General features: G+C 69.9%; 18 protein-coding genes. 10 read left to right on the top strand and 8 right to left on the bottom strand.

Features of this window, described 5'->3' with window-relative positions; all coding sequences use genetic code 11:
• Positions 1–63 precede the first annotated feature (63 nt).
• From ELQ94_RS00360 to ELQ94_RS00370, 3 genes are read left to right on the top strand one after another with little or no spacing between them, the layout of a single operon-like run.
• Positions 64–1,287 carry an inorganic phosphate transporter gene (locus ELQ94_RS00360; protein ID WP_243696801.1) on the top strand — a complete coding sequence of 408 codons (1,224 nt, stop codon included), beginning with the start codon at positions 64–66 and terminating at the stop codon, positions 1,285–1,287.
• 14 nt (positions 1,288–1,301) lie between these two features.
• On the top strand, positions 1,302–1,613 hold the full coding sequence (locus ELQ94_RS00365; protein WP_127046068.1) for a hypothetical protein: 312 nt from the start codon (positions 1,302–1,304) through the stop codon (positions 1,611–1,613).
• 2 nt (positions 1,614–1,615) lie between these two features.
• Positions 1,616–2,308, top strand: a complete 693-nt coding sequence (locus ELQ94_RS00370; RefSeq protein ID WP_243696802.1) for a DUF3349 domain-containing protein — start codon at positions 1,616–1,618, stop codon at positions 2,306–2,308.
• 75 nt (positions 2,309–2,383) lie between these two features.
• Here ELQ94_RS00370 and ELQ94_RS00375 read toward each other — a convergent pair whose 3' ends face one another.
• Genes ELQ94_RS00375 through ELQ94_RS00385 form a run of 3 tightly spaced genes read right to left on the bottom strand, consistent with a single transcriptional unit; the run spans position 2,384 to position 5,042 of the window.
• The gene (locus tag ELQ94_RS00375) at positions 2,384–3,277 is read right to left on the bottom strand and encodes a dihydrodipicolinate synthase family protein (protein WP_127047198.1); all 894 of its coding nucleotides are present in this window, start codon (positions 3,275–3,277) and stop codon (positions 2,384–2,386) included.
• 11 nt (positions 3,278–3,288) lie between these two features.
• Complete coding sequence (glsA, locus tag ELQ94_RS00380; RefSeq protein ID WP_208007476.1) at positions 3,289–4,344, bottom strand: glutaminase A; 1,056 nt, start codon at positions 4,342–4,344, stop codon at positions 3,289–3,291.
• Positions 4,344–5,042 (bottom strand): GntR family transcriptional regulator, encoded by a 699-nt coding sequence (locus tag ELQ94_RS00385; RefSeq protein ID WP_127046073.1) that lies wholly within the window; start codon positions 5,040–5,042, stop codon positions 4,344–4,346. Before ELQ94_RS00385 ends, glsA begins: the two co-directional genes overlap by 1 nt.
• Before the next feature lie 83 nt (positions 5,043–5,125).
• Between ELQ94_RS00385 and ELQ94_RS00390 the strand changes: the two genes are divergently transcribed.
• The 3 genes from ELQ94_RS00390 to ELQ94_RS00400 are packed head-to-tail and all read left to right on the top strand — an operon-like array spanning position 5,126 to position 9,460.
• A complete protein-coding gene (locus ELQ94_RS00390; protein WP_127046075.1) occupies positions 5,126–6,520 on the top strand; it encodes an MFS transporter in 1,395 nt (464 codons plus the stop codon).
• Positions 6,517–7,548 carry an L-idonate 5-dehydrogenase gene (locus ELQ94_RS00395; RefSeq protein ID WP_127046077.1) on the top strand — a complete coding sequence of 344 codons (1,032 nt, stop codon included), beginning with the start codon at positions 6,517–6,519 and terminating at the stop codon, positions 7,546–7,548. The genes ELQ94_RS00390 and ELQ94_RS00395 overlap by 4 nt, the downstream gene beginning before the upstream one ends.
• Positions 7,549–7,573: 25 nt before the next feature.
• Positions 7,574–9,460, top strand: coding sequence for an alpha-amylase family glycosyl hydrolase (locus tag ELQ94_RS00400; protein WP_424976762.1), 1,887 nt, complete (start codon positions 7,574–7,576; stop codon positions 9,458–9,460).
• 13 nt (positions 9,461–9,473) lie between these two features.
• On the opposite strand, the gene ELQ94_RS00405 is transcribed toward ELQ94_RS00400, so the two are convergent.
• Positions 9,474–9,941: an NUDIX hydrolase gene (locus tag ELQ94_RS00405; protein WP_243696803.1), complete on the bottom strand. Its 468-nt coding sequence runs from the start codon at positions 9,939–9,941 to the stop codon at positions 9,474–9,476.
• A 334-nt stretch (positions 9,942–10,275) separates the two neighbouring features.
• Positions 10,276–11,109, bottom strand: coding sequence for an alpha/beta fold hydrolase (locus tag ELQ94_RS00410; RefSeq protein ID WP_127046083.1), 834 nt, complete (start codon positions 11,107–11,109; stop codon positions 10,276–10,278).
• A 129-nt stretch (positions 11,110–11,238) separates the two neighbouring features.
• Between ELQ94_RS00410 and ELQ94_RS00415 the strand changes: the two genes are divergently transcribed.
• Positions 11,239–11,820, top strand: coding sequence for a TetR/AcrR family transcriptional regulator (locus tag ELQ94_RS00415; RefSeq protein ID WP_243696804.1), 582 nt, complete (start codon positions 11,239–11,241; stop codon positions 11,818–11,820).
• 418 nt (positions 11,821–12,238) lie between these two features.
• Here the strand turns inward: ELQ94_RS00415 and coaBC are convergent, their stop codons facing one another.
• On the bottom strand, positions 12,239–13,462 hold the full coding sequence (gene coaBC / locus ELQ94_RS00420) for a bifunctional phosphopantothenoylcysteine decarboxylase/phosphopantothenate--cysteine ligase CoaBC (RefSeq protein WP_127047202.1): 1,224 nt from the start codon (positions 13,460–13,462) through the stop codon (positions 12,239–12,241).
• A 164-nt stretch (positions 13,463–13,626) separates the two neighbouring features.
• Between coaBC and ELQ94_RS00425 the strand changes: the two genes are divergently transcribed.
• The 3 genes from ELQ94_RS00425 to ELQ94_RS00435 all read left to right on the top strand — a co-directional run bounded on the left by ELQ94_RS00425 (position 13,627) and on the right by ELQ94_RS00435 (position 16,160).
• Positions 13,627–14,088, top strand: a complete 462-nt coding sequence (locus tag ELQ94_RS00425; RefSeq protein WP_127046085.1) for a GNAT family N-acetyltransferase — start codon at positions 13,627–13,629, stop codon at positions 14,086–14,088.
• A 139-nt stretch (positions 14,089–14,227) separates the two neighbouring features.
• On the top strand, positions 14,228–14,926 hold the full coding sequence (locus tag ELQ94_RS00430) for a hypothetical protein (RefSeq protein ID WP_127046087.1): 699 nt from the start codon (positions 14,228–14,230) through the stop codon (positions 14,924–14,926).
• A 10-nt stretch (positions 14,927–14,936) separates the two neighbouring features.
• Positions 14,937–16,160: an alpha-amylase family protein gene (locus tag ELQ94_RS00435; protein WP_127046089.1), complete on the top strand. Its 1,224-nt coding sequence runs from the start codon at positions 14,937–14,939 to the stop codon at positions 16,158–16,160.
• Between the two features lie 111 nt (positions 16,161–16,271).
• On the opposite strand, the gene ELQ94_RS00440 is transcribed toward ELQ94_RS00435, so the two are convergent.
• Together ELQ94_RS00440 and ELQ94_RS00445 are read right to left on the bottom strand one after the other, a co-directional pair.
• Positions 16,272–17,048: a lysophospholipid acyltransferase family protein gene (locus ELQ94_RS00440; RefSeq protein ID WP_127046091.1), complete on the bottom strand. Its 777-nt coding sequence runs from the start codon at positions 17,046–17,048 to the stop codon at positions 16,272–16,274.
• A gap of 301 nt (positions 17,049–17,349) precedes the next feature.
• Positions 17,350–18,321, bottom strand: coding sequence for an acetylxylan esterase (locus ELQ94_RS00445; RefSeq protein WP_127046093.1), 972 nt, complete (start codon positions 18,319–18,321; stop codon positions 17,350–17,352).
• Positions 18,322–18,395 lie beyond the last annotated feature (74 nt).

The raw sequence follows: 18,395 nt of genomic DNA on the forward strand, positions 1-18,395 counted from the left end.
CTCACGGGTGAATAACGGATGAATCCGTCCGTTCGCCGATTGTAGAACCGGGCGGACAGGCGCATGCTCGACGCCGTGGACCCCATCATCCTGCTCGCGCTCGTCGTCGTCACGGCGCTCGCCTTCGACTTCACCAACGGTTTTCACGACACCGCCAACGCGATGGCGACGTCCATCGCGACGGGCGCGCTGTCGCCGAAAGTCGCCGTCACCCTCTCCGCCGTCCTCAACCTCGTGGGTGCCTTCCTCAGCATCGAGGTGGCGCTGACCGTCACGAACGCGGTGGTGAGGATCCAGGACTCCACGGGCGCACCCGACCCGGCGCTGCTCGAGGGGGGAGGCTCGGCGCTCCTGCTCATCGTGCTCGCCGGCCTCATCGGCGGCATCATCTGGAACCTCCTCACGTGGCTGCTCGGCCTCCCGTCGAGCTCCTCCCACGCGCTCTTCGGTGGCCTCATCGGCTCGGCGCTCGCGGGGCTCGGCCTCGACGGAGTGAACTGGGCCGGCGACGGATCGGAACTCGACGGCGTGGTCGGCAAGGTGATCCTCCCCGCCCTGATGTCGCCCGTCCTCGCGGGAGTCGTGGCCGCGATCGGCACCTGGCTCGTCTTTCGGGTGATCGGCGACCTCGCCGAGAAGCGGCTGCACCACGGCTTCCGGATCGGCCAGATCGGCAGTGCGTCGCTCGTCTCCCTCGCACACGGCACGAACGACGCGCAGAAGACGATGGGCGTCATCACGCTCGCGCTCATCGCCGCGGGCGCCTGGGACGACACCGGGTCGGTGCCGTTCTGGGTGAAGCTCGCGTGCGCGCTCGCCATCTCGCTCGGCACCTACATCGGCGGCTGGCGGATCATCCGCACGGTCGGCAAGGGCATCGTCGAGCTCAACACCCCACAGGGCATGGCGGCGGAGAGCTCGTCCGCCGCCGTCATCCTCGCGTCGAGCCACCTCGGCTTCGCGCTCTCCACAACCCACGTCGCCACCGGCTCCATCCTCGGCTCGGGCGTCGGCCGACCGGGTGCCCAGGTGCGGTGGCGGGTGGCGCTCCGCATGGTCATCGCCTGGGTCATCACCCTCCCCGCCGCGGCGCTCGGAGGGGCTCTGATGTGGTGGATCGGACACCTTCTCGGCGGCGCGGCCGGTGGCATCCTCATGGTTGCGATCCTCGCGGCCGCGGCTCTCGCGATCTACCTCCGGTCGCGCCGCGACAGCGTCGGGTCCCACAACGTGAACGACGAGTGGCAGGACGCCCCCAGCCGTTCGAAGCAGACGACCGCAGCCTAAGGAGCGCCTGAGCAATGTTCGCCCTCTTCCTCGAGGCCGCCGCGCAGGTGGCCGTCATCGCCCTCCTCCTCGGTGCTGGCCTGCCCGCGCTCTTCGCTCTGGGGGTGCGTTCCTTCGCTCTCGCGGGCGGAGCCGCCTCCGTCGAGCAGGGCGGTCCCGGCACGACGCCGTCGATGCCCGCACCGCTCCTCCGTCTCATCGGCGCGGTCTGCTTCGCCGTCGTTGCGCTCGCGCTGATCGTGGGCCTCACGCTCATCATCGCGACCGGCTTCGGCCAGGAGGTCAGCTTCGTCAACGTCTTCCCCACCTTCGTGCCGAAGGACTGACGGTGACGGAGGTGGAGCGCAGCGGGACCCCGACCGGTGTCGTCGGCCGGGTCGTCGGGTGGTTGCGCGCCGGCTACCCCGCCGGCGTGCCCGAGCAGGACTACGTGCCGCTCCTCGGCATCCTCCGCCGGAGTTTGACGCCGGAAGAGCTCGAGGAGGTCGTGGCGGATCTCCTCGTCGATGCCGAGGAGGCGGACGCCGTCGGCGGGACCCTCGGGAGCGCCGAATTGCGCGACCGGGTGGAGGACCTGCTCCTGGGTCCCGCTCTCCCCGGGGACCTCGTACGGGTCTCCGCGCGACTCGCGAGTGCGGGGTGGCCGCTCGCCGACCCGGACGACGTGCGGAGCGAACCGTCGTCCGACGAGTCGGCCGACGTGGTCGATCGTGACGATCTCCGCGAGGAGCGTGGCGGACTCGTCACGCGCGTCGTCCGGTGGCTGCGCGCCGGCTACCCCTCGGGGCTCCCCGAGCAGGACTTCGTCCCGCTCGTCGCGCTCCTCCGTCGGCGGCTGAGCGACGCGGAAGTGGCCGAGGTGGGCGCGCGGCTCGCCGCCGAGGGCGACGCGTCCGTGAGTCGCATCGACGTCGCGGCGGCGATCTCGAAGGTCACGTCCGAGCTCCCGTCGGACGAGGACGTGGACCGCGTGCGCCGCTCCCTCGCGGAGCACGGCTGGCCGGACGACTTCCCCGTCTGAGGGGGCATAGGCCTCCTCGTTCTCCGTCAGGGGCGCGCTCAGTGACCGTCCCTCCCGCGGGGCGAGCCGGCGGACTCAGTCCGAGAACCGCAGCGCTTCCACGATCTGCGCCACCCGGGCGCGACCGTCGCTGTCGAGCCCGCGCACCGGACGCGGCAGGCTGTCGGGAGGCACGAGGCCGAGGTGCTCGGCGATCGCCGCGGTGACGCGGATGCTGCCGAATTCGCGGAAGAGGCGCCAGAGCGGGGTGAGTCGTTCCGACTCGGCGGTCGCCGCGGTGTGATCGCCCGCGAGCGCCGCCCGCGTGATGCCGAGGGCGAGCGTCGGAAGCGTGCCACCGATCACCGAGTACCAGAGGTCGCACCCGGCGCCCAGGCCCGTCGCGGCCACGGCGTCTCCCGAGACGCCGATCGACACCGACGCGGGCAGCCGGTCGCGGATGGTCCGCACCCGGTCGGCTGCCGCGTCCGCGACGGGAGGAACGCCGGGGATCTTGATGGACGCGACGTGGGGCAGTGCGGCGATGCGCTCGTAGAGGTCGTCGGTGAAGGTGACGTGGGTCGTCCCCGGGTTGTCGTAGACGACGAGGGGAACGGACAGGGCGGCTGTGACGTCCTCGAAGAGGCCGAAGACCTCGTCGGGGGTGAGTGCCTGGTAGGTGACGGGTGCGAGGATGACGGCGCTCGCCCCGGCCTGCTGGGCATCCTCCGCCAGACGCTGCACCTGGGAGGTCCGCAGGGCGCCGATGCCGACCATCACCGGGACGTCCCCTGCGCTGCGCACGGCGGCCGCCGCGATCCGGCGGCGCTCCTCGCGGTCGAGGTACATGTACGAGCCGGTGGAGCCGAGGGCGGTGATCGAGTCGACCCCTGCAACGACGAGGCGCCCGATGAGGTGCGCATAGGTTTGCTCGTCGACCGTGGAGTCGCGGAACGGGGTGAGTGGGAAAGCGCTCAGTCCGGTGAACAGGGACGGGATGGTCACGAGTCGTCCGTGGTGCGCGAGTCGACGGCCGCGTCCGGGTCCCCCTCGCGCGAACCGCCGCCGGCCCGCGGAGCCGACGCGAAGAGGTTGAGCCCGAGCACGCGCGAGAGGTAGGCGAGCGAGCGCTGCCCGCGCACGCTGTTGCCGGCATCGTCGAGCGGGGGAGAGTAGACACCGATCCCGGCCTTGCCGGGCACGACGGCGAGGATGCCTCCCGAGACGCCTGACTTACCGGGGATGCCGATCTCGAAGAGCCACTCGCCGGACCGCTCGTACAGGCCGCTCGTCGCCATCACGGCGAGGGTCGCCGTGCAGGCCTCTGGCGAGACGACGTGGTCGTCGGTCACGGGGTTCACGCCGCCGTCGGCGAGCGTCGCGCCCATCACGGCGAGGTCGCGGGCTGTGACGCGGAGCGAACACTGCTTCGTGTAGACGTCCACGATCTCGAGCGGTTCCACGTCGAGTCGGCCGTAGCTCTCGAGGAGGCGGGCGATCGCCATGTTCCGTTGATTGTGCTCGGCTTCCGAACGATAGACGTCCTCGTCGAGTTCGAGGGAGCGGCCGGCGAAGCGGGAGAAGGCGTCGTGCAGGATCTCCCACCGCTCGCCCGCGTCCGCCCCGGGGAGGAGCGCCGTCGTGGCGATGGCCCCGGCGTTCACCATCGGGTTCATCGTGTGGCCGCCGTTGAGCTCGATCGCCATCACCGAGTCGAACGACTGGCCCGTGCTGTTCACGCCGATACGTTCCGCGATGACGTCGTGGCCCACCGTGTCGCTCGCGAGGGCGTACGTCAGTACCTTCGACACGGATTGGATGGAGAACGCGGCATCGGTGTCGCCTGCGCCGTGCACGGCACCGTCCGTCTCGACGACGCACACACCGAAGAGGTCGGGATCCGCATTCGCGAGAGCCGGGATGTAGTCGGCGACGGAGCCGTCTGCGGCGGACGATGACCGGCGGTGCGCATCCTGCACCGCCTCCTCCACGCGGTCCCAGGCCGGGAGCACGCCGGTGAAGACGCGCTGCTCCACACCCTCGACGTCGATCTCCATCAGCGTCGCCGGCCGGTGGTGACGGGAGCGGCGAAGTACTCGGGGTTCTGCTCGCGAATCACGGTGATGTCGTCGAAGACCTTCCGCAGGTGCGACCGCAGGGACGAGGTCGCCTCCTCGCCGCGGCCGGCCTCGAGCGCGTCGACCACGGCCTGGTGCTGCTCGATGAGCGTGCCCATCTGGCTCGTCGTCGTGAGGGAGAGCCGCCGGGCGCGATCGAGGTGCGCCTTCGCCTGTCCCACGGTGCGCCAGGCGCTGCCGTGACCGCTGATGTCCATCAGCGCAGCGTGGAACTCCTCGTCGAGCGCGAAGAAGTCCTCGGTGTCGCCGCGTTTGTCCGCCGCCCGCTGTGCGTCCGTCAGGGCGTTGAGTGCCATGATCTGGGCCGGCGTCGCGCGTCCGACCGACTCCGCCAGCGCCGCGAGTTCGAGCGACTCGCGCACGAACTGCGACGTCGCGATCTCCGACTCGACGATGGGGGAGACGAGCGTGCCGACTTGCGGCACGACCACGACGAGACGTTCCTCGGCGAGGAGGATGAGACTCTCGCGCACCGGGGTGCGGGAGAGTCCGATCTGCCCGGCGAGTTCGTTCTCGGAGATCTGCGAGCCCGGGGAGAGCTCCATCGTCACGATCTTCTGCCGGATGAGATCGAGCGCGTGCGCTCGAGCGTTCCGGGGGGCGCTCGCGGCTCTCATGAACCCATTATGCTCTGCGGTCTACTTGTATGGTAGTGTGCATGAGCTGGTGGACGCCGGCGATGTCGCAAAGGAGCGTACCCATGACGGACAACACGCAGGCCCCCGACCGCGCACCGGCCGACGCCGCGGCGTCGAAGGAGAAGACCAGGGAACTCACCAAGGTCGCCGTCTCGGGCTGGCTCGGCACCGCGATGGAGTTCATGGACTTCCAGCTTTACTCGCTCGCGGCCGCGATCGTCTTCAACACCATCTTCTTCCCCGACGTGAGCCCCGCGATCGGCTTCATCGCCGCCATGGCCACCTACGGCGTCGGCTACGTCGCCCGCCTCGTCGGCGCCGTCTACTTCGGCCGCATGGGGGACCGGCTCGGCCGCAAGAAGGTCCTCTTCATCACGATCGCCCTCATGGGGGCGTCCACCACTCTCATCGGCTTCCTGCCGACCTACGCGATGATCGGCATCTGGGCGCCGATCCTCCTCGTGCTGCTGCGACTCATCCAGGGCTTCGGCGCGGGGGCAGAGATCGCCGGCGCGAGCGTCATGCTCGCCGAGTATGCGCCGGTGCGCCGCCGGGGACTCGTGGCGTCGCTCGTCTCCCTCGGCACCAACTCCGGTACCCTCGCGGCGACCGGTATCTGGGCGATCCTCGTGGCGACGCTGTCCGAGGAGGACCTGCAATCGTGGGGCTGGCGCATCCCGTTCATCGCGAGCTTCATCCTGCTCCTGCTCGCCGTGTGGATCCGCCGCTCGCTCAAGGAGAGCCCCGTCTTCGAGGAGCGCGTCGACGTCGTCGACGGCAAGGCCCTCACCAAGAAGGAGCTCGCCGAGCTCGCGACCGGCGGCATGTCGACGATCGAGGCCGGGCTCAAGCAGCGCAAGGGCCGCGCATTCCTCATCGCCCTCGGACTGCGGTTCGGCCAGGCCGGCAACTCGGGCCTCATCCAGACCTTCCTCGTGGGCTACATCGCCACGACGCTCCTGCTGGACCGCAGCATCGGCGTGGACGCGCTCCTCATCGGATCGCTCTTCGGCTTCATCACCGTGCCGCTCATGGGCCTCCTCGGCGACCGGTTCGGCCGCCGCCCGATCTACATCGTGCTCACCTCGATCTCCATCGTCTACGCGATTCCGATGATGATGATGGTCGTGAGCGGCGATCCCCTCCTCATGAGCATCGCGATGATCGTGGGCCTCAACCTCTCCGTCCTCGGCCTCTTCTCGATGGAGAGCGTCACGATGGCCGAGCTGTTCGGTGCCCGCACCCGCTTCACGCAGCTGGCGCTCGCGAAGGAGATCGGGGGCATTCTCGCCACGGCCATCGGCCCCGTGCTCGCCGCGACGCTCACGGCCGTCACCGGCGAGTGGTGGCCGCTCGCCGCGATGCTCATCGGCTACTCCGCGATCACGCTCGTGACCGCGATCGTCGCACCCGAGGTCAAGGGGCGCGACCTGGTCCGGATCGAGGACGCCGTATGAGGGCCGTCACCGTCCACGGGGCCGAGGACCTGCGCATCGACACGGTGGCGGACCCGGTCGCGGCGCCCGGTGAGGTCGTCATCGCGATGGAGTGGGGCGGGATCTGCGGATCCGACCTCTCCTACTGGCGCCACGGCGCGTCGGGCACGGCCGTGCTGAAGCACCCGCTCGTCCTCGGCCACGAGGTGGCCGGCCGCATCGTCGAGATCGGCGACGGGGTCGACGGGTTCGCTCTCGGCCAAGCGGTGACGGTGCACCCCTCGGAGCCCGTCGGAGACACGACTCTCCCGGAGCGGCTCGCGGGGCGCACGAACCTCTACCCGCAGACCCGATACTTCGGATCGGCGGCATTCGATCCGCACACCGACGGCGGTTTCAGTGAACGCCGGGCCGTGAAGGCGTGGATGGTGCGGGCGCTCCCCGACGCCGTCGACACCCTCCACGGCGCGCTCGCCGAACCCCTCGCGGTCGCCCTCCACGCGGTGGGGCGCGCGGGCGATGTCTCGGGGCGCGACATCGTCGTGAACGGCGCCGGCCCGATCGGGTGCCTCGTCGTGGCCGCGGCCCGGTACCTCGGCGCGCGCTCCGTCACGGCGGCCGACCTGCAGCAGGCGTCCCTCGACATCGCGACGCGCATGGGTGCGACGGCGACGGTGAACGTCGGTGCGGGGGAGGCGCTGCCCGCGGACTCGGAGCTGATCTTCGAGACGTCCGGTGCCGCCGGGGCGCTCGGGTCGGTGCTGCACGCGGCGGCCCGCGGCGGCACGGTCGTGCAGGTGGGGAACCTGCCCGGTACGCCGACGCCCGCCGTGCTCGGCGACCTCGTGACGCGCGAGATCACCTGGGTGGGGTCGTACCGTTTCGCCGACGAGATCGACGACGCGATCGCCGCGCTCGCCGCCGGGCTCGACGTCTCGCCGATCATCACGCACCGCTTCGACCTCGCGGACGCCGACGAGGCCATGCGTGTCGCGGGTGACCGCGGCACCGGCAGCAGCAAGGTGATGCTCCGCCTCTCGGCCGACTGACCGGCGTTCCCTGAGTCGGTGCCTCGTGCTCGAGAACGCGGCCCCCTTCGACGGGCTCAGGGACCGTGCGGCCGGGTCGACGTCCGGCGCGACCTGGCAGGATCCCCGTATGACCACCTACGACGAGCGCCTCAGTGCCGAGCTGCCGCGTCTCCAATCCCTGTTCGGCCGCATCTACGGCGACGCCCCGAGTGCTGCCTCCGAATTCGACGTCCTCCTCCAGGACCTCGAACGCTCGTGGAACGACCGATCCGCCGCCATGCGGGCGCTGGACGAGCGCCACGAGGCCGACCCGGACTGGTTCTCCTCCCATCAGATGCTGGGAGGGGTCTGCTACGTCGACCTCTACGCCGGCACGCTCGACGGCGTGCGCGAGCGCATCCCGTACTTCCGCGAGCTCGGCCTCACCTACCTGCACCTCATGCCGCTCTTCCTCGCCCCCGAGGAGAACTCCGACGGCGGCTATGCGGTCTCGAGCTACCGTGACGTGAACCCGGAGCTCGGCACCATGGCCGACTTCGAGGCGCTCGCCGCGGAGTTGCGCGAGAACGGCATCTCCCTCGTCGTCGACTTCGTGTTCAACCACACGTCCGACGAGCACGAGTGGGCGCGCAAGGCGCTCGCCCGGGACCCGCTCTACGAGGACTTCTACCTGATCTTCCCCGACCGCACGATGCCCGATCGGTACGAGCTCACGACGCGCGAGATCTTCCCCGACGACCACCCCGGATCGTTCGTGCCGCTGCCCGACGGGCGCTGGGTGTGGGCGACGTTCTACTCGTTCCAGTGGGACCTCAACTACGCCAACCCGGCGGTGTTCCGCGCCATGGCGAACGAGCTGCTCCAGCTCGCCAACCGCGGCGTCAACATCCTGCGTATGGACGCGGTCGCCTTCATCTGGAAGGGGCTCGGCACCACGAGCGAGAACCTGCCGGAGGCCCACCTGCTGCTGCAGGCGTTCAATGCGGTGTGCCGGATCGCTGCGCCGTCGCTGCTCTTCAAGTCGGAGGCGATCGTGCATCCCGACGACGTCGCCGTGTACATCCGCCCCGACGAGTGCCAGCTGAGCTACAACCCCCTGCAGATGGCGCTCATCTGGAACTCGCTCGCCACGCGCGAGGTGGACCTGCTGTCGCAAGCGCTCGAGGAGCGGCACAACCTGCCGGAGCACACGGCGTGGGTCAACTACGTGCGCAGCCACGATGACATCGGCTGGACGTTCTCCGACGACGACGCCCGCGTGTTCGGCATCGACGGGTTCGAGCACCGCCGCTTCCTCAACGCGTTCTACGTGAACCGCTTCGACGGCAGCTTCGCGCGCGGGGTGCCGTTCCAGGACAATCCGCGCACGGGTGACTGCCGCATCTCGGGCACGACCGCGTCCCTCGCGGGGCTCGAGGCCGGTGACCCGTCGGCGATCGATCGAATCGTGCTCGCGCACTCGATCGTGCTCAGCACGGGCGGCATCCCGCTCCTCTACCTCGGCGACGAGGTGGGGCAGCTCAACGACTACGCCTCGCTCGACGAACCCGGGCACGTCGGCGACAGCCGCTGGGTGGGGCGGCCGTCCTATCCGGCGGAGCGCTACGCGGATCGCGACGACGTGTCCACCGATCCGGGGCGTCTGTTCTCCCGCTTCACACGACTCATCGCCGTACGGAAGCGCACGCGCGCCCTGGCCGGCGGAAGGCTCACGATCTTCCACACCCACGATCCGCACGTCCTCGGCTACCAGCGCGGCGATGTCCTCGTGCTCGCGAACTTCTCGGAGCAGGCACGTGTCCTCGGCGCTGAGCGCTTCGCGGCGCGTGGCTCGGCGGCCGTGGATCTCGTCTCGGATCGATCGTTCGACCTCGCGGACGGCATCGCCCTCGCTCCGTACGAATTCGTCTGGCTGCAGTCCGAGGCCTGACCCGCCGACTCGGCTACGGCTGGGTCTTCAGGTGCTCGACCAGAGCGGCGAGGACGGGGAGCTGGCCCGCGTGGATCTTGTCGGCCGCGGTGAGCAGATCGAACCAGCGCGCCTCGTCGATCTCGGGGAAGGCGACGAAGCGCCCCGATCCACGCGGGACCTCGATCTCGACCGTGTTGCTGCGCACCGCCAGGTCTCCGAGGTCGTGCTCGATCGCGAACACGACGGTGGTCTTCGCCGACGATTGGCGGAACTCGCCGAGGTGCGCATACTCCCCGTCAGGGGCAGGGATGCCGGTCTCTTCGGCGAACTCCCGCCTGGCCGCGGCGAGAGGATCCTCGTCCTCGGCGTACTCGCCCTTCACGACGCCCCAGGCGCGCTCGTCCTTCTTCGCCCAGAACGGTCCGCCGGGGTGGGCGAGCCACACCTCCACACTCTCGTCGGTGTGGCGGTAGGGGAGGATTCCGGCGCTGCGCTTCACTCTGTCATTCTGCCCCGACGGGCCGTGGTGTGGTTCCGCGTGGTGTGGTCCCGCATGGTGTGGTCCCGCGTGGCGGGATGTGCCCGCCGCGTGGGGAGCGCGGCGGGCACGTGCCGGTCGGGGGACCGGCAGTCTTCGATTCGCGAACGTCCACAACCGCCGAGCCAGTATGAGGACCGCGAGGGTGACGACGATCACGCTGAACACGATGTTGCCGTGTGTAGCGTTCAACGCCATCGCTCTCCCGTCGACTCGTCGAGGTATTCATTCGGATACCTCGACCCTACGGTCGGTTCCGGAGGGTGACCAGTCGGCTAAAGAGGGGACGCTTGCGCTACTTCGCGAGGAAGGTGAGGAGCGCCTCGTTGATCTCGTCGGCGTGGGTCCAGAGCATTCCGTGGGGGGCGCCCTCGATCTCGATGTAGTCGGCGCTCGGCACGAGCTTCGAGAACACGCGACCGGTCGAGTCGATCGGCAGGATGTTGTCCGCCGTGCCGTGCACGATGAGCGCGGGCACGTCGATCTTCTTCACGTCCTCGCGGAAGTCCGTGAGCCACGTGGGCTGCGCGGCGGTCGCGGCGGTGGGAGCCGAGCCGATCGCGGTGATCCAGCTCGCGTGCGAGGCCTCGGTGCTGAGGCGCGACGGGATGTTCTCGTCCTCGTTGTAGAAGTTCTTGAAGAACTCCGTGAAGAACGCGTAGCGGTCCTTCGTCGCGCCCTCGAGCAGGCCGTCGAAGACCTCCTGCGGGACGCCTGTGGGGTTGTCGTCCGTCTGGAGCAGGAAGGGCTCGAGCGATCCGAGGAACGCGGCCTTCGCGATGCGGGCCGATCCGTAGGTGCCGAGGTAACGGCCGAGCTCGCCCGTGCCCATCGAGAAGCCCACGAGGACGACGTCGTTGAGGTCGAGGGTCGTGAGGACGGTGTCGAGATCGGCGGCGAAGGTGTCGTAGTCGTAGCCGGTCGTGACCTTGCTCGACTGGCCGAATCCGCGGCGGTCGTACGTGATCACGCGGTAGCCGGCGCTGAGGAGTGCCGCGGTCTGCTTCTCCCACGAGGCGCCGTCGAGGGGGTAGCCGTGGATGAGCACGACGGCCTGGCCGGTGCCGTGGTCCTCGTAGTACAGCTCGATGTCGGTGCTGTTCTCGGTTCCGACGGTGATGTAACCCATGATGTGGTTTCCCTTCGCGTGGTCTCGTGGATCGTTTCGACTGAACCGGCCCACATCGGAGAACGATCGTTCTCCGATGTGCCCCACTGTAGAGAACGTTCGTTCTCGATGTCAAGTAGACTCGGTGACATGACGATGACCGCTTCGATAACTCCCGTGTCCGACACCGGCGCCCGCATCATCGAGGCGGCCGACGCGCTCTACTACGCGCGCGGGTTCCAGGCCGTCGGGATGGACGAGGTCCGTTCGGTCGCCGGGGTCTCGCTCAAGCGGCTCTACCAGGAGTTCCCCTCCAAGGAGGCCCTCGTGCTCGCCGTGCTGCGCTCGCGGCACGCGATGTGGGACTCGGGGATCGCCCGTGCGGTGCAGGCGGCCTCGTCGCCGCGCGACAAGCTCCTCGCCATCTACGACTACCTGTCGTCGTGGTTCGGCGACGAGTCGTTCCGCGGCTGCGGATTCATCAACGCGTTCGGCGAGCTCGGCACGGTCTTCCCCTCCGTCGCCGAGCTGGCGCGCGAGCACAAGGACTCGTTCCAGCGGTACGTCGCCGACCTCGTGTCCGCGGCCGGCGCCCCGGCGCAGCTCGCCCCGCAGCTCGCGCTGCTCGCGGAGGGCGCGCAGACGACCGCCGCGATCTCGGGCAACGCCGACTCCGCAGCCCATGCCCGCGCCGCCGCCGAGACGCTGATCGACGCCGCGCTCCACGCCTGACCGCCCTCCGCGCTGCGCGTTTCGACACGCTGCCCGGCCCAGCGAACGTGTGGTGACGTACTCGTCTCCATCGCCCTCCGTTCCCTGAGCCTGTCGAAGGGTGGTGACCGCGGCCTCCCGAGACACGCTTCGACAAGCTCAGCGACCACGCGGTGACCTTGTCTCCGTCGGTGACCGTCGCCCTTCCGATCTGTTCCGCCAGACCGAGCAGATTCTTCGCCGAAGTGCGGACTCTCGCCCTTCAATCCGCCGAAGTGCGGACTTTCGTCGCCTGAATCGGTCCGGAGAGGACCGAAGTCCGCACTTCGCGGGGGATGAGGGGAAGGTGCGGCAGGAGGACGTCGGGAGGGCCAGCGGGTGTGGAGGGCCAGCGGGTGTGGAGGGTCAGCGGGCGCGGAGGGTCAGCGGGCGGTGAGCGTCAACGGGCGCGGAGGGCGACGACCGCGTCGAGAAGGGCGTGGGCGACGTCGTCCTTCGAGCCGACGGGCTCCGCGACCACGCCGCCCTCTCGATCGATGACGATGGCCGCATTGTCGTCCGCGCCGAAGCCGAGCGTCCAGCCGACGGCGTTGAGAACGAGGATGTCGGCGCCCTTACGCGCCATCTTCGTGCGGCCGAGGGCGAGGAGCGCGTCCCGATCGGCCGCCGTCTCCGCCGCGAACCCCACGATCGTGCGCCCGGGCACCGCCGCGGCCGCCAGCGCCGCGAGCACGTCGGGCGTGCGCTCGAGCCGGAGCGTCAGTCCGTCACCGGTGTCGTCCTTCTTGATCTTCGACTCCGACACCGACGCCGGACGGTAGTCGGCGACCGCTGCGGCCATGACGACCACGTCGGCGTGGACGCCGTGCCGCTCGACGGTCTCCGCGAGTTCCGCCGCCGTCCCGACCGGGACGATCACGACGTCCGCGAGTGCCGACGCCGCAGCCGCGACATCGGTGTCGAGATGGGCCGCGATGAGCGTCACCTGGGCGCCACGCTGGGCGGCAGTGCGGGCGACGGCCACGCCCTGCTTCCCGCTCGAGCGGTTGCCGAGGAAGCGCACGGGGTCGAGCGGCTCACGCGTGCCGCCTGCGGTCACGACGATGTGTGCGCCCTCGAGGTCCCGCTCCCGTTGCGCGGATCCGACGGCGTCGAGCGCCGCCGTCACGATGTCGGCGGGTTCGCTCATGCGGCCGGGCCCGCTGTCCGGACCGGTCAGCCGCCCGTCCTCCGGTCCCACGACGATGACGCCGCGTGACCGGAGCACGGCCATGTTCGCGACCGTCGCCGGGTGCCGCCACATCCCCGTGTGCATCGCGGGAGCGACCACGAGAGGCGCGCTGCTCGCCAGCACGGTCGTGCCGAGCAGGTCGTCGGACTGCCCTGTCGCGAGCTTCGCGAGCGTGTTGGCCGTGGCCGGGGCGATCACGATGAGGTCGGCGGACTGGCCGAGCGCCACGTGGCGTACGGTGTCCACGCCCTCGTAGAGCGACGTCGTCACGGGGTTGCCGCTGATGGCTTCGAGCGTGGGGAGACCGACGAAGCGAAGCGCGCTCTCCGTGGGCACGACGTGGACGTCGTGCCCGGCGGAGACGAGGAGTCTGACGGCGCCGACCGCCTTGTACGCCGCGATCCCGCCGGTGATGCCGAACACGATGCTCAAGCGGTCTGTCACGACGGGCCTTCCTCGACGGGAGTGCGGAGCCCGTCCGGACCCCGCCCCTCCAGTCTGACGTAGTCCTCCCCCTCCCGAGGTGTCACAATCGGTGGCTATTCGGGCCGCACGGGCAACAGATCGTGACACCTCACGGAGGGTAACGTCGTGGGGTGAGTTACTCCGTGCGGATCGCGTCCGCCACTGACATCGACGCCATCACGCTCTACCGGATCCTGCAGGTGAGGGTGGACGTCTTCATCGTGGAGCAGGAGGCGGCCTACGCCGACATCGACGGTCGCGACGTCGAGCCGGGGGCGGAACTCATGTGGGCGGAGGACGACGGAGCGGTGCTCGCGACGCTGCGTATCCTCCACGAACCGGACGCGATGCGGATCGGACGGGTCGCCACGGCGACGCCCGCGCGCGGTCGAGGCATCGCCGCCGACCTCATGCGCCGCGCGGTCGAGCGCTGCGACGAGCTCCGTCCGTCCGCGCCCATCCTCCTCGACGCGCAATCGCACCTGGTCGACTGGTACGGCCGCTTCGGTTTCGTCGTGGAGGGCGAACCGTTCTCCGAGGACGCCATCCCTCACCGCCGCATGCGCCGACTCCCCGCGCCTCACCCCTCCTGAGGTGTCGGAAGGTGTTGCCTGGAGCGCCCTCCACGCAACACCTTCCGCCACCTCACGGACGGTGGGGCGGGGGTCGTGGGGTGCGAGGAATCCTCAGAACCCGTTGTCCGAGGTCCCGCGGCGCCGGTAGCGTTCGAGCATGATCGCGCGCATCGAGAACCACTGGTGGCGCGAGGGCTGGCGCCTCGTGCGCGAACGGCTGCCGGGGGTCGTGACCCCGCGGCGGCGGCTCGTGCTCGCCGCCGTTGTGGCCCTGAGCATCGTCATCGGGACAATCGGAGGGCTGCTGCTCTTCTCGCTCGTGGACGAACCCCAGGAAGTTCCCGGGTGGCCGGGCGGTCTCGCCCTCGGGCTCTTCGCGGCTCAACTCGCAATGACCATCTGCGCTGCCGTCTGGGAGCGTCGGGACCGGCAGCCGGAGTATCGCTCCGGTCGCGTCTCGCTCGGCATCGAACCGCTTCTCGACATCCGACAGCCACTGCCGGAGACCTCCTCGAGCGAGCTCCTCGATGAGGCGCACACCCACGTTGAACGCACCCGCCGTGCGGTGCCCGCTCTGATGCTGGTGTCGATATCAGCACCGATCGTGCTCCCGGCCGTCATCGTCCTCCTGCTTGTGGCCGGTTGGTGGAGCACGAGTTCCCTCTTCCTCATCGCCCTGTTCCTGCTCAACATGGGACAGCCGCTCATCTGGCTCAAGACGCTGGGCTCCACGACGGCTCAGCTCGCACGACTGGATCGGATTCCCGTCGCGCCGACCACCGCCTATCGCGGTCCGAAGGCGTGGGGCATCGAGGCGCCGCGCAAGGCCGTCGGAGACGAGCCGTCACCGGGTTAGGGTCGGGAGCATGAGCGCTTGGACAGAACACGTCATCTGGTGGCACGTCTATCCGCTGGGATTCGTCGGGGCCGACACGACGGGAGTCGATCGCACCCCCACGCATGAGGTGCGTCGCATCGAGTCCTGGCTCGACTACGTGGTGGAGCTGGGGGCGAACGGGCTCGCGCTCGGGCCCGTGTTCGCGTCGTCGACGCACGGATACGACACGATCGACTACTTCCGCGTGGACGAGCGGCTCGGAGACGAGGCGGACCTCGTCTCGCTGTTCGACGCCGCGCACTCCCGCGGTATCCGTGTGCTGCTCGACGGTGTCTTCAACCACGTGGGGCGGGAGTTCGAGGACGCGTCCCTCGTGCGCTCGGACGGCGTGTTCGAGGGGCACGATGCGCTCGTCGAGCTCGATCACGACGACCCGGCGGTCGCCGATCTCGTGGCCCGCGTCATGATCCACTGGCTCGACCGAGGCGCGGACGGATGGCGGCTGGACGCGGCGTACGCGGTGCCGCCGGCGTTCTGGGCGCGCGTGCTGCCGAGGGTCCGCGAGGCGCACCCGGACGCATACATCGTGGGCGAGGTGCTGCACGGCGACTACGCCGCGATCGTGGCGGAATCCGGCATGGACTCGGTCACGCAGTACGAGCTGTGGCAGGCGAGCTGGCACTCCATCGCCGACCTCAACTTCTTCGAGCTCGACTGGACGCTCACCCGCCACAACGAGTTCCTCGACGCGTTCGTCCCGTACACGTTCGCCGGGAACCACGACGTGTCGCGCCTCGCGACCCGCATCCCCGACGAGCGGCATCGCGCACATGCGCTCGTGCTGCTGTTCCTCCTCGGCGGCACGCCGTCCGTCTACGCGGGTGACGAGCGCGGACTCGAGGCCTTGAAGGAGGAGCGGTTCGGGGGCGACGACGCGATCCGTCCCGAGTTCCCGGCCGATCCCGCGGCGTTCTCGGGCGGCGAGGACGTGCTCGCGCTGCACCAGGAGCTCATCGGGGTGCGTCGGCGGCACCCGTGGCTGCACCGCGCGCGCAGCCGCACGCTCGCGCTCTCGAACACGACGCTCGTGCTCGAGGTGTCCTCGGGCGACGACCGTCTGCTGGTGGCGCTCACCATCGGGGACGAGTCTCTCGACCTCGCGTCGATCGACGGGGCTGATGCCACATCCCGCGTCGCCGGTTCGGTCGACGGTCGCACCGTTCCGCCCCACGCCTGGGCCGTCCTCGCCTGAACTCGAGCCGCGCGATGTCCGTGGATGTCGCCATCCACGGTCCCTGAGCGTGTCGAAGGGTGCCGACCAGAGGCTGCCGTGAGGCGCTTCGACTGGCTCAGCGACCGTGAGTCAGTCCGCCGCGGCGGACTTCTCGGCGCGGCGGCGGTCGCGCTCGGTGTCGGCCGCGGCGGCCTCCTCGGGAGTGGGGGCCGTGCCACCGAGGTGACGCGGCTGCCACCACTGGCCCGTGCCGTCCTGGCGGTAATCCGCCTGGAGTTCGTCGGTGAGGGCCTGGAGCCGCGTCTTCAGCTCGGCCGTCTTCTCGGCGACCGAGTCGTCGGGAGACACCGGGATCGGGGTGTCGAAGGCGTAGTCGATCTCCACGCCGGTCCGATCGCGCAGGCGGATCTTCCGGTTCTTCGTGAGCAGCCGTTGGCCGCCCCACACGGCGACCGGGATGACGGGGACTCCGGCCTCGGCGGCGAGGCGCACGGCGCCGGACTTGAGGTCGCGCACCGTGAACGACGCGCTCACACCGGCCTCCGGGAACACGCCGATGATCTCACCGCGGCGGAGCGCCGCGACCGCCGCCGCGTAGGCGGACGCCCCGGCGGACATGTCCACCTCGATGTGCTTCATCCCGCGCAGTAGCCAGCCGACGACGGGCTTGTCGAACGCGCGCTTCGTGGCCATGAAGCGCACACGGCGCCGCGTGTGCAGCCACGTCTGCCACTCGACGAGCGCGAACTCGAGGTACCCGAAGTGGGTCATCGCGAAGACGGCGCCACCCTCGCGCGGGATGTGTTCCAGACCGGTCGCGCGGCGCTTCAGACGCCAGGCTCCGAAGAGGCCGCGCCCGGCGGCGACGGCGGCGGAGTAGATGGGCTCGGAGGGGCGGCGCGGCATGCCATAAGCGTAGGCGGGAAGTCCGATCGACGGCTGAGGAATCCGAGGACTTGCACCCGCGCCCCGCCTCGGGTAGATCGCCGCCTTCCCTTTGCTTTCACCGGCCCCTCGCGCCGGCATGCTCCGCATTCTCCTCGCGGAAGTGCGGACTTTCGCCCCCTGAACGTGCTCGAAGGGGACCGAAGTCCGCACTTCGCGGATGGAACCTCCGATGTGCGCGCGTCAGTGAGAGGCCGGCGGGGTCAGGCGCATATGGCGACGCAGAGAGAGATGCGGTCCCGTGAGACGGGCGAGGGGCGGGTCAGGCGAGAATGCGGGCGGCGTAGGCGGCGAGGTCGGGCCAGCGCGACTCGGCACCGCCCTCGTGGTCGTTGAACTCGTACACGTCGATCTCCTTCGTGCCGCCGTAGCGGTTGAAGGCCGCGAAGACCGTGGACGGCGGGCACGTCGCGTCCTGGAGTCCGGTCGAGAAGAGCGCCGGCGCGGTGGCGCGGCTCGCGAAGTTGACGCCGTCGACGTAGCTGAGCGTGCGGAACGTCTGCTCGCGGTTGCCGCGCTGGGTGCGGAGGTACGCGTTGACCTCGCCGTACGGGTCGCGGTCGGACATGCCGACGGCGCGCTCGAAGTGGCAGAGGAACGGCACGTCGATCATCGCCGCGGCGAGATCGTCGCGGAGCCCCGAGACCGCGAGAGTGATGCCACCGCCCTGGCTGATGCCCGCGATCGCGATACGCGAGGTGTCGATGCCCGGCAACTCACGGACCGCGTCCACGCAGAGGACCGCATCGGTGATGAGGCGCGTGTAGTAATAGGTGGAGGGATCCTCGATGCCGCGCGTCATGACGCCCGGATAGCTCGGTCCGGCGCCGTGCGGGTCGGGCGTCACGCCGCCTCCGCCCCACGTGGAGCCCTGGCCGCGGGTGTCCATCACGACGTGCGCGTAGCCGGCGGTCGGCCAGGCGAGGCGCTCGTGGGGGAGGCCGCGACCCCCGCCGTAGCCGACGTATTCGACGACGACGGGGAGGTCCGCCGTCTCACCGGCGGGACGCAGGTACCAGCCGCGAATCGGGTCGCCCGCGAATCCCGGGAAGGTGAGGTCGAACACCTCGACTCCGCGGAGTGCGGTCTCGACCGGCGTGATCGTGGGCCCTTCGACGCTCGCCGCACGCGACTCCGCGAGGGTGCGCGTCCAGAACTCGTCGAAGTCCCGCTCGACGCGGACCTCGGGGCTGAACGTCCGCAGCTCGGACTCGGGCAGATCGAATCGCGCCATTGCTAGGTCCTCTCACCTTCACGGAATTCCGACCCTACCTCCCGTGGGGTGTCGCGAAGTGTTGCCTGGAGACG

This window comes from Labedella endophytica, from assembly GCF_003990045.1.
Lineage (GTDB): Bacteria > Actinomycetota > Actinomycetes > Actinomycetales > Microbacteriaceae > Labedella > Labedella endophytica.

Bases quoted from the DNA above. Each gene is read 5' to 3' on its own strand.
- ELQ94_RS00360 (WP_243696801.1), top strand. From the start codon at position 64: ATGCTCGACGCCGTGGACCCCATCATCCTGCTCGCGCTCGTCGTCGTC.
- ELQ94_RS00365 (WP_127046068.1), top strand. From the start codon at position 1,302: ATGTTCGCCCTCTTCCTCGAGGCCGCCGCGCAGGTGGCCGTCATCGCC.
- glsA (WP_208007476.1), bottom strand. From the start codon at position 4,344: ATGGAGATCGACGTCGAGGGTGTGGAGCAGCGCGTCTTCACCGGCGTG.
- ELQ94_RS00385 (WP_127046073.1), bottom strand. From the start codon at position 5,042: ATGAGAGCCGCGAGCGCCCCCCGGAACGCTCGAGCGCACGCGCTCGAT.
- ELQ94_RS00390 (WP_127046075.1), top strand. From the start codon at position 5,126: ATGACGGACAACACGCAGGCCCCCGACCGCGCACCGGCCGACGCCGCG.
- ELQ94_RS00395 (WP_127046077.1), top strand. From the start codon at position 6,517: ATGAGGGCCGTCACCGTCCACGGGGCCGAGGACCTGCGCATCGACACG.
- ELQ94_RS00410 (WP_127046083.1), bottom strand. From the start codon at position 11,109: ATGGGTTACATCACCGTCGGAACCGAGAACAGCACCGACATCGAGCTG.
- ELQ94_RS00415 (WP_243696804.1), top strand. From the start codon at position 11,239: ATGACGATGACCGCTTCGATAACTCCCGTGTCCGACACCGGCGCCCGC.
- ELQ94_RS00430 (WP_127046087.1), top strand. From the start codon at position 14,228: ATGATCGCGCGCATCGAGAACCACTGGTGGCGCGAGGGCTGGCGCCTC.
- ELQ94_RS00435 (WP_127046089.1), top strand. From the start codon at position 14,937: ATGAGCGCTTGGACAGAACACGTCATCTGGTGGCACGTCTATCCGCTG.
- ELQ94_RS00440 (WP_127046091.1), bottom strand. From the start codon at position 17,048: ATGCCGCGCCGCCCCTCCGAGCCCATCTACTCCGCCGCCGTCGCCGCC.
- ELQ94_RS00445 (WP_127046093.1), bottom strand. From the start codon at position 18,321: ATGGCGCGATTCGATCTGCCCGAGTCCGAGCTGCGGACGTTCAGCCCC.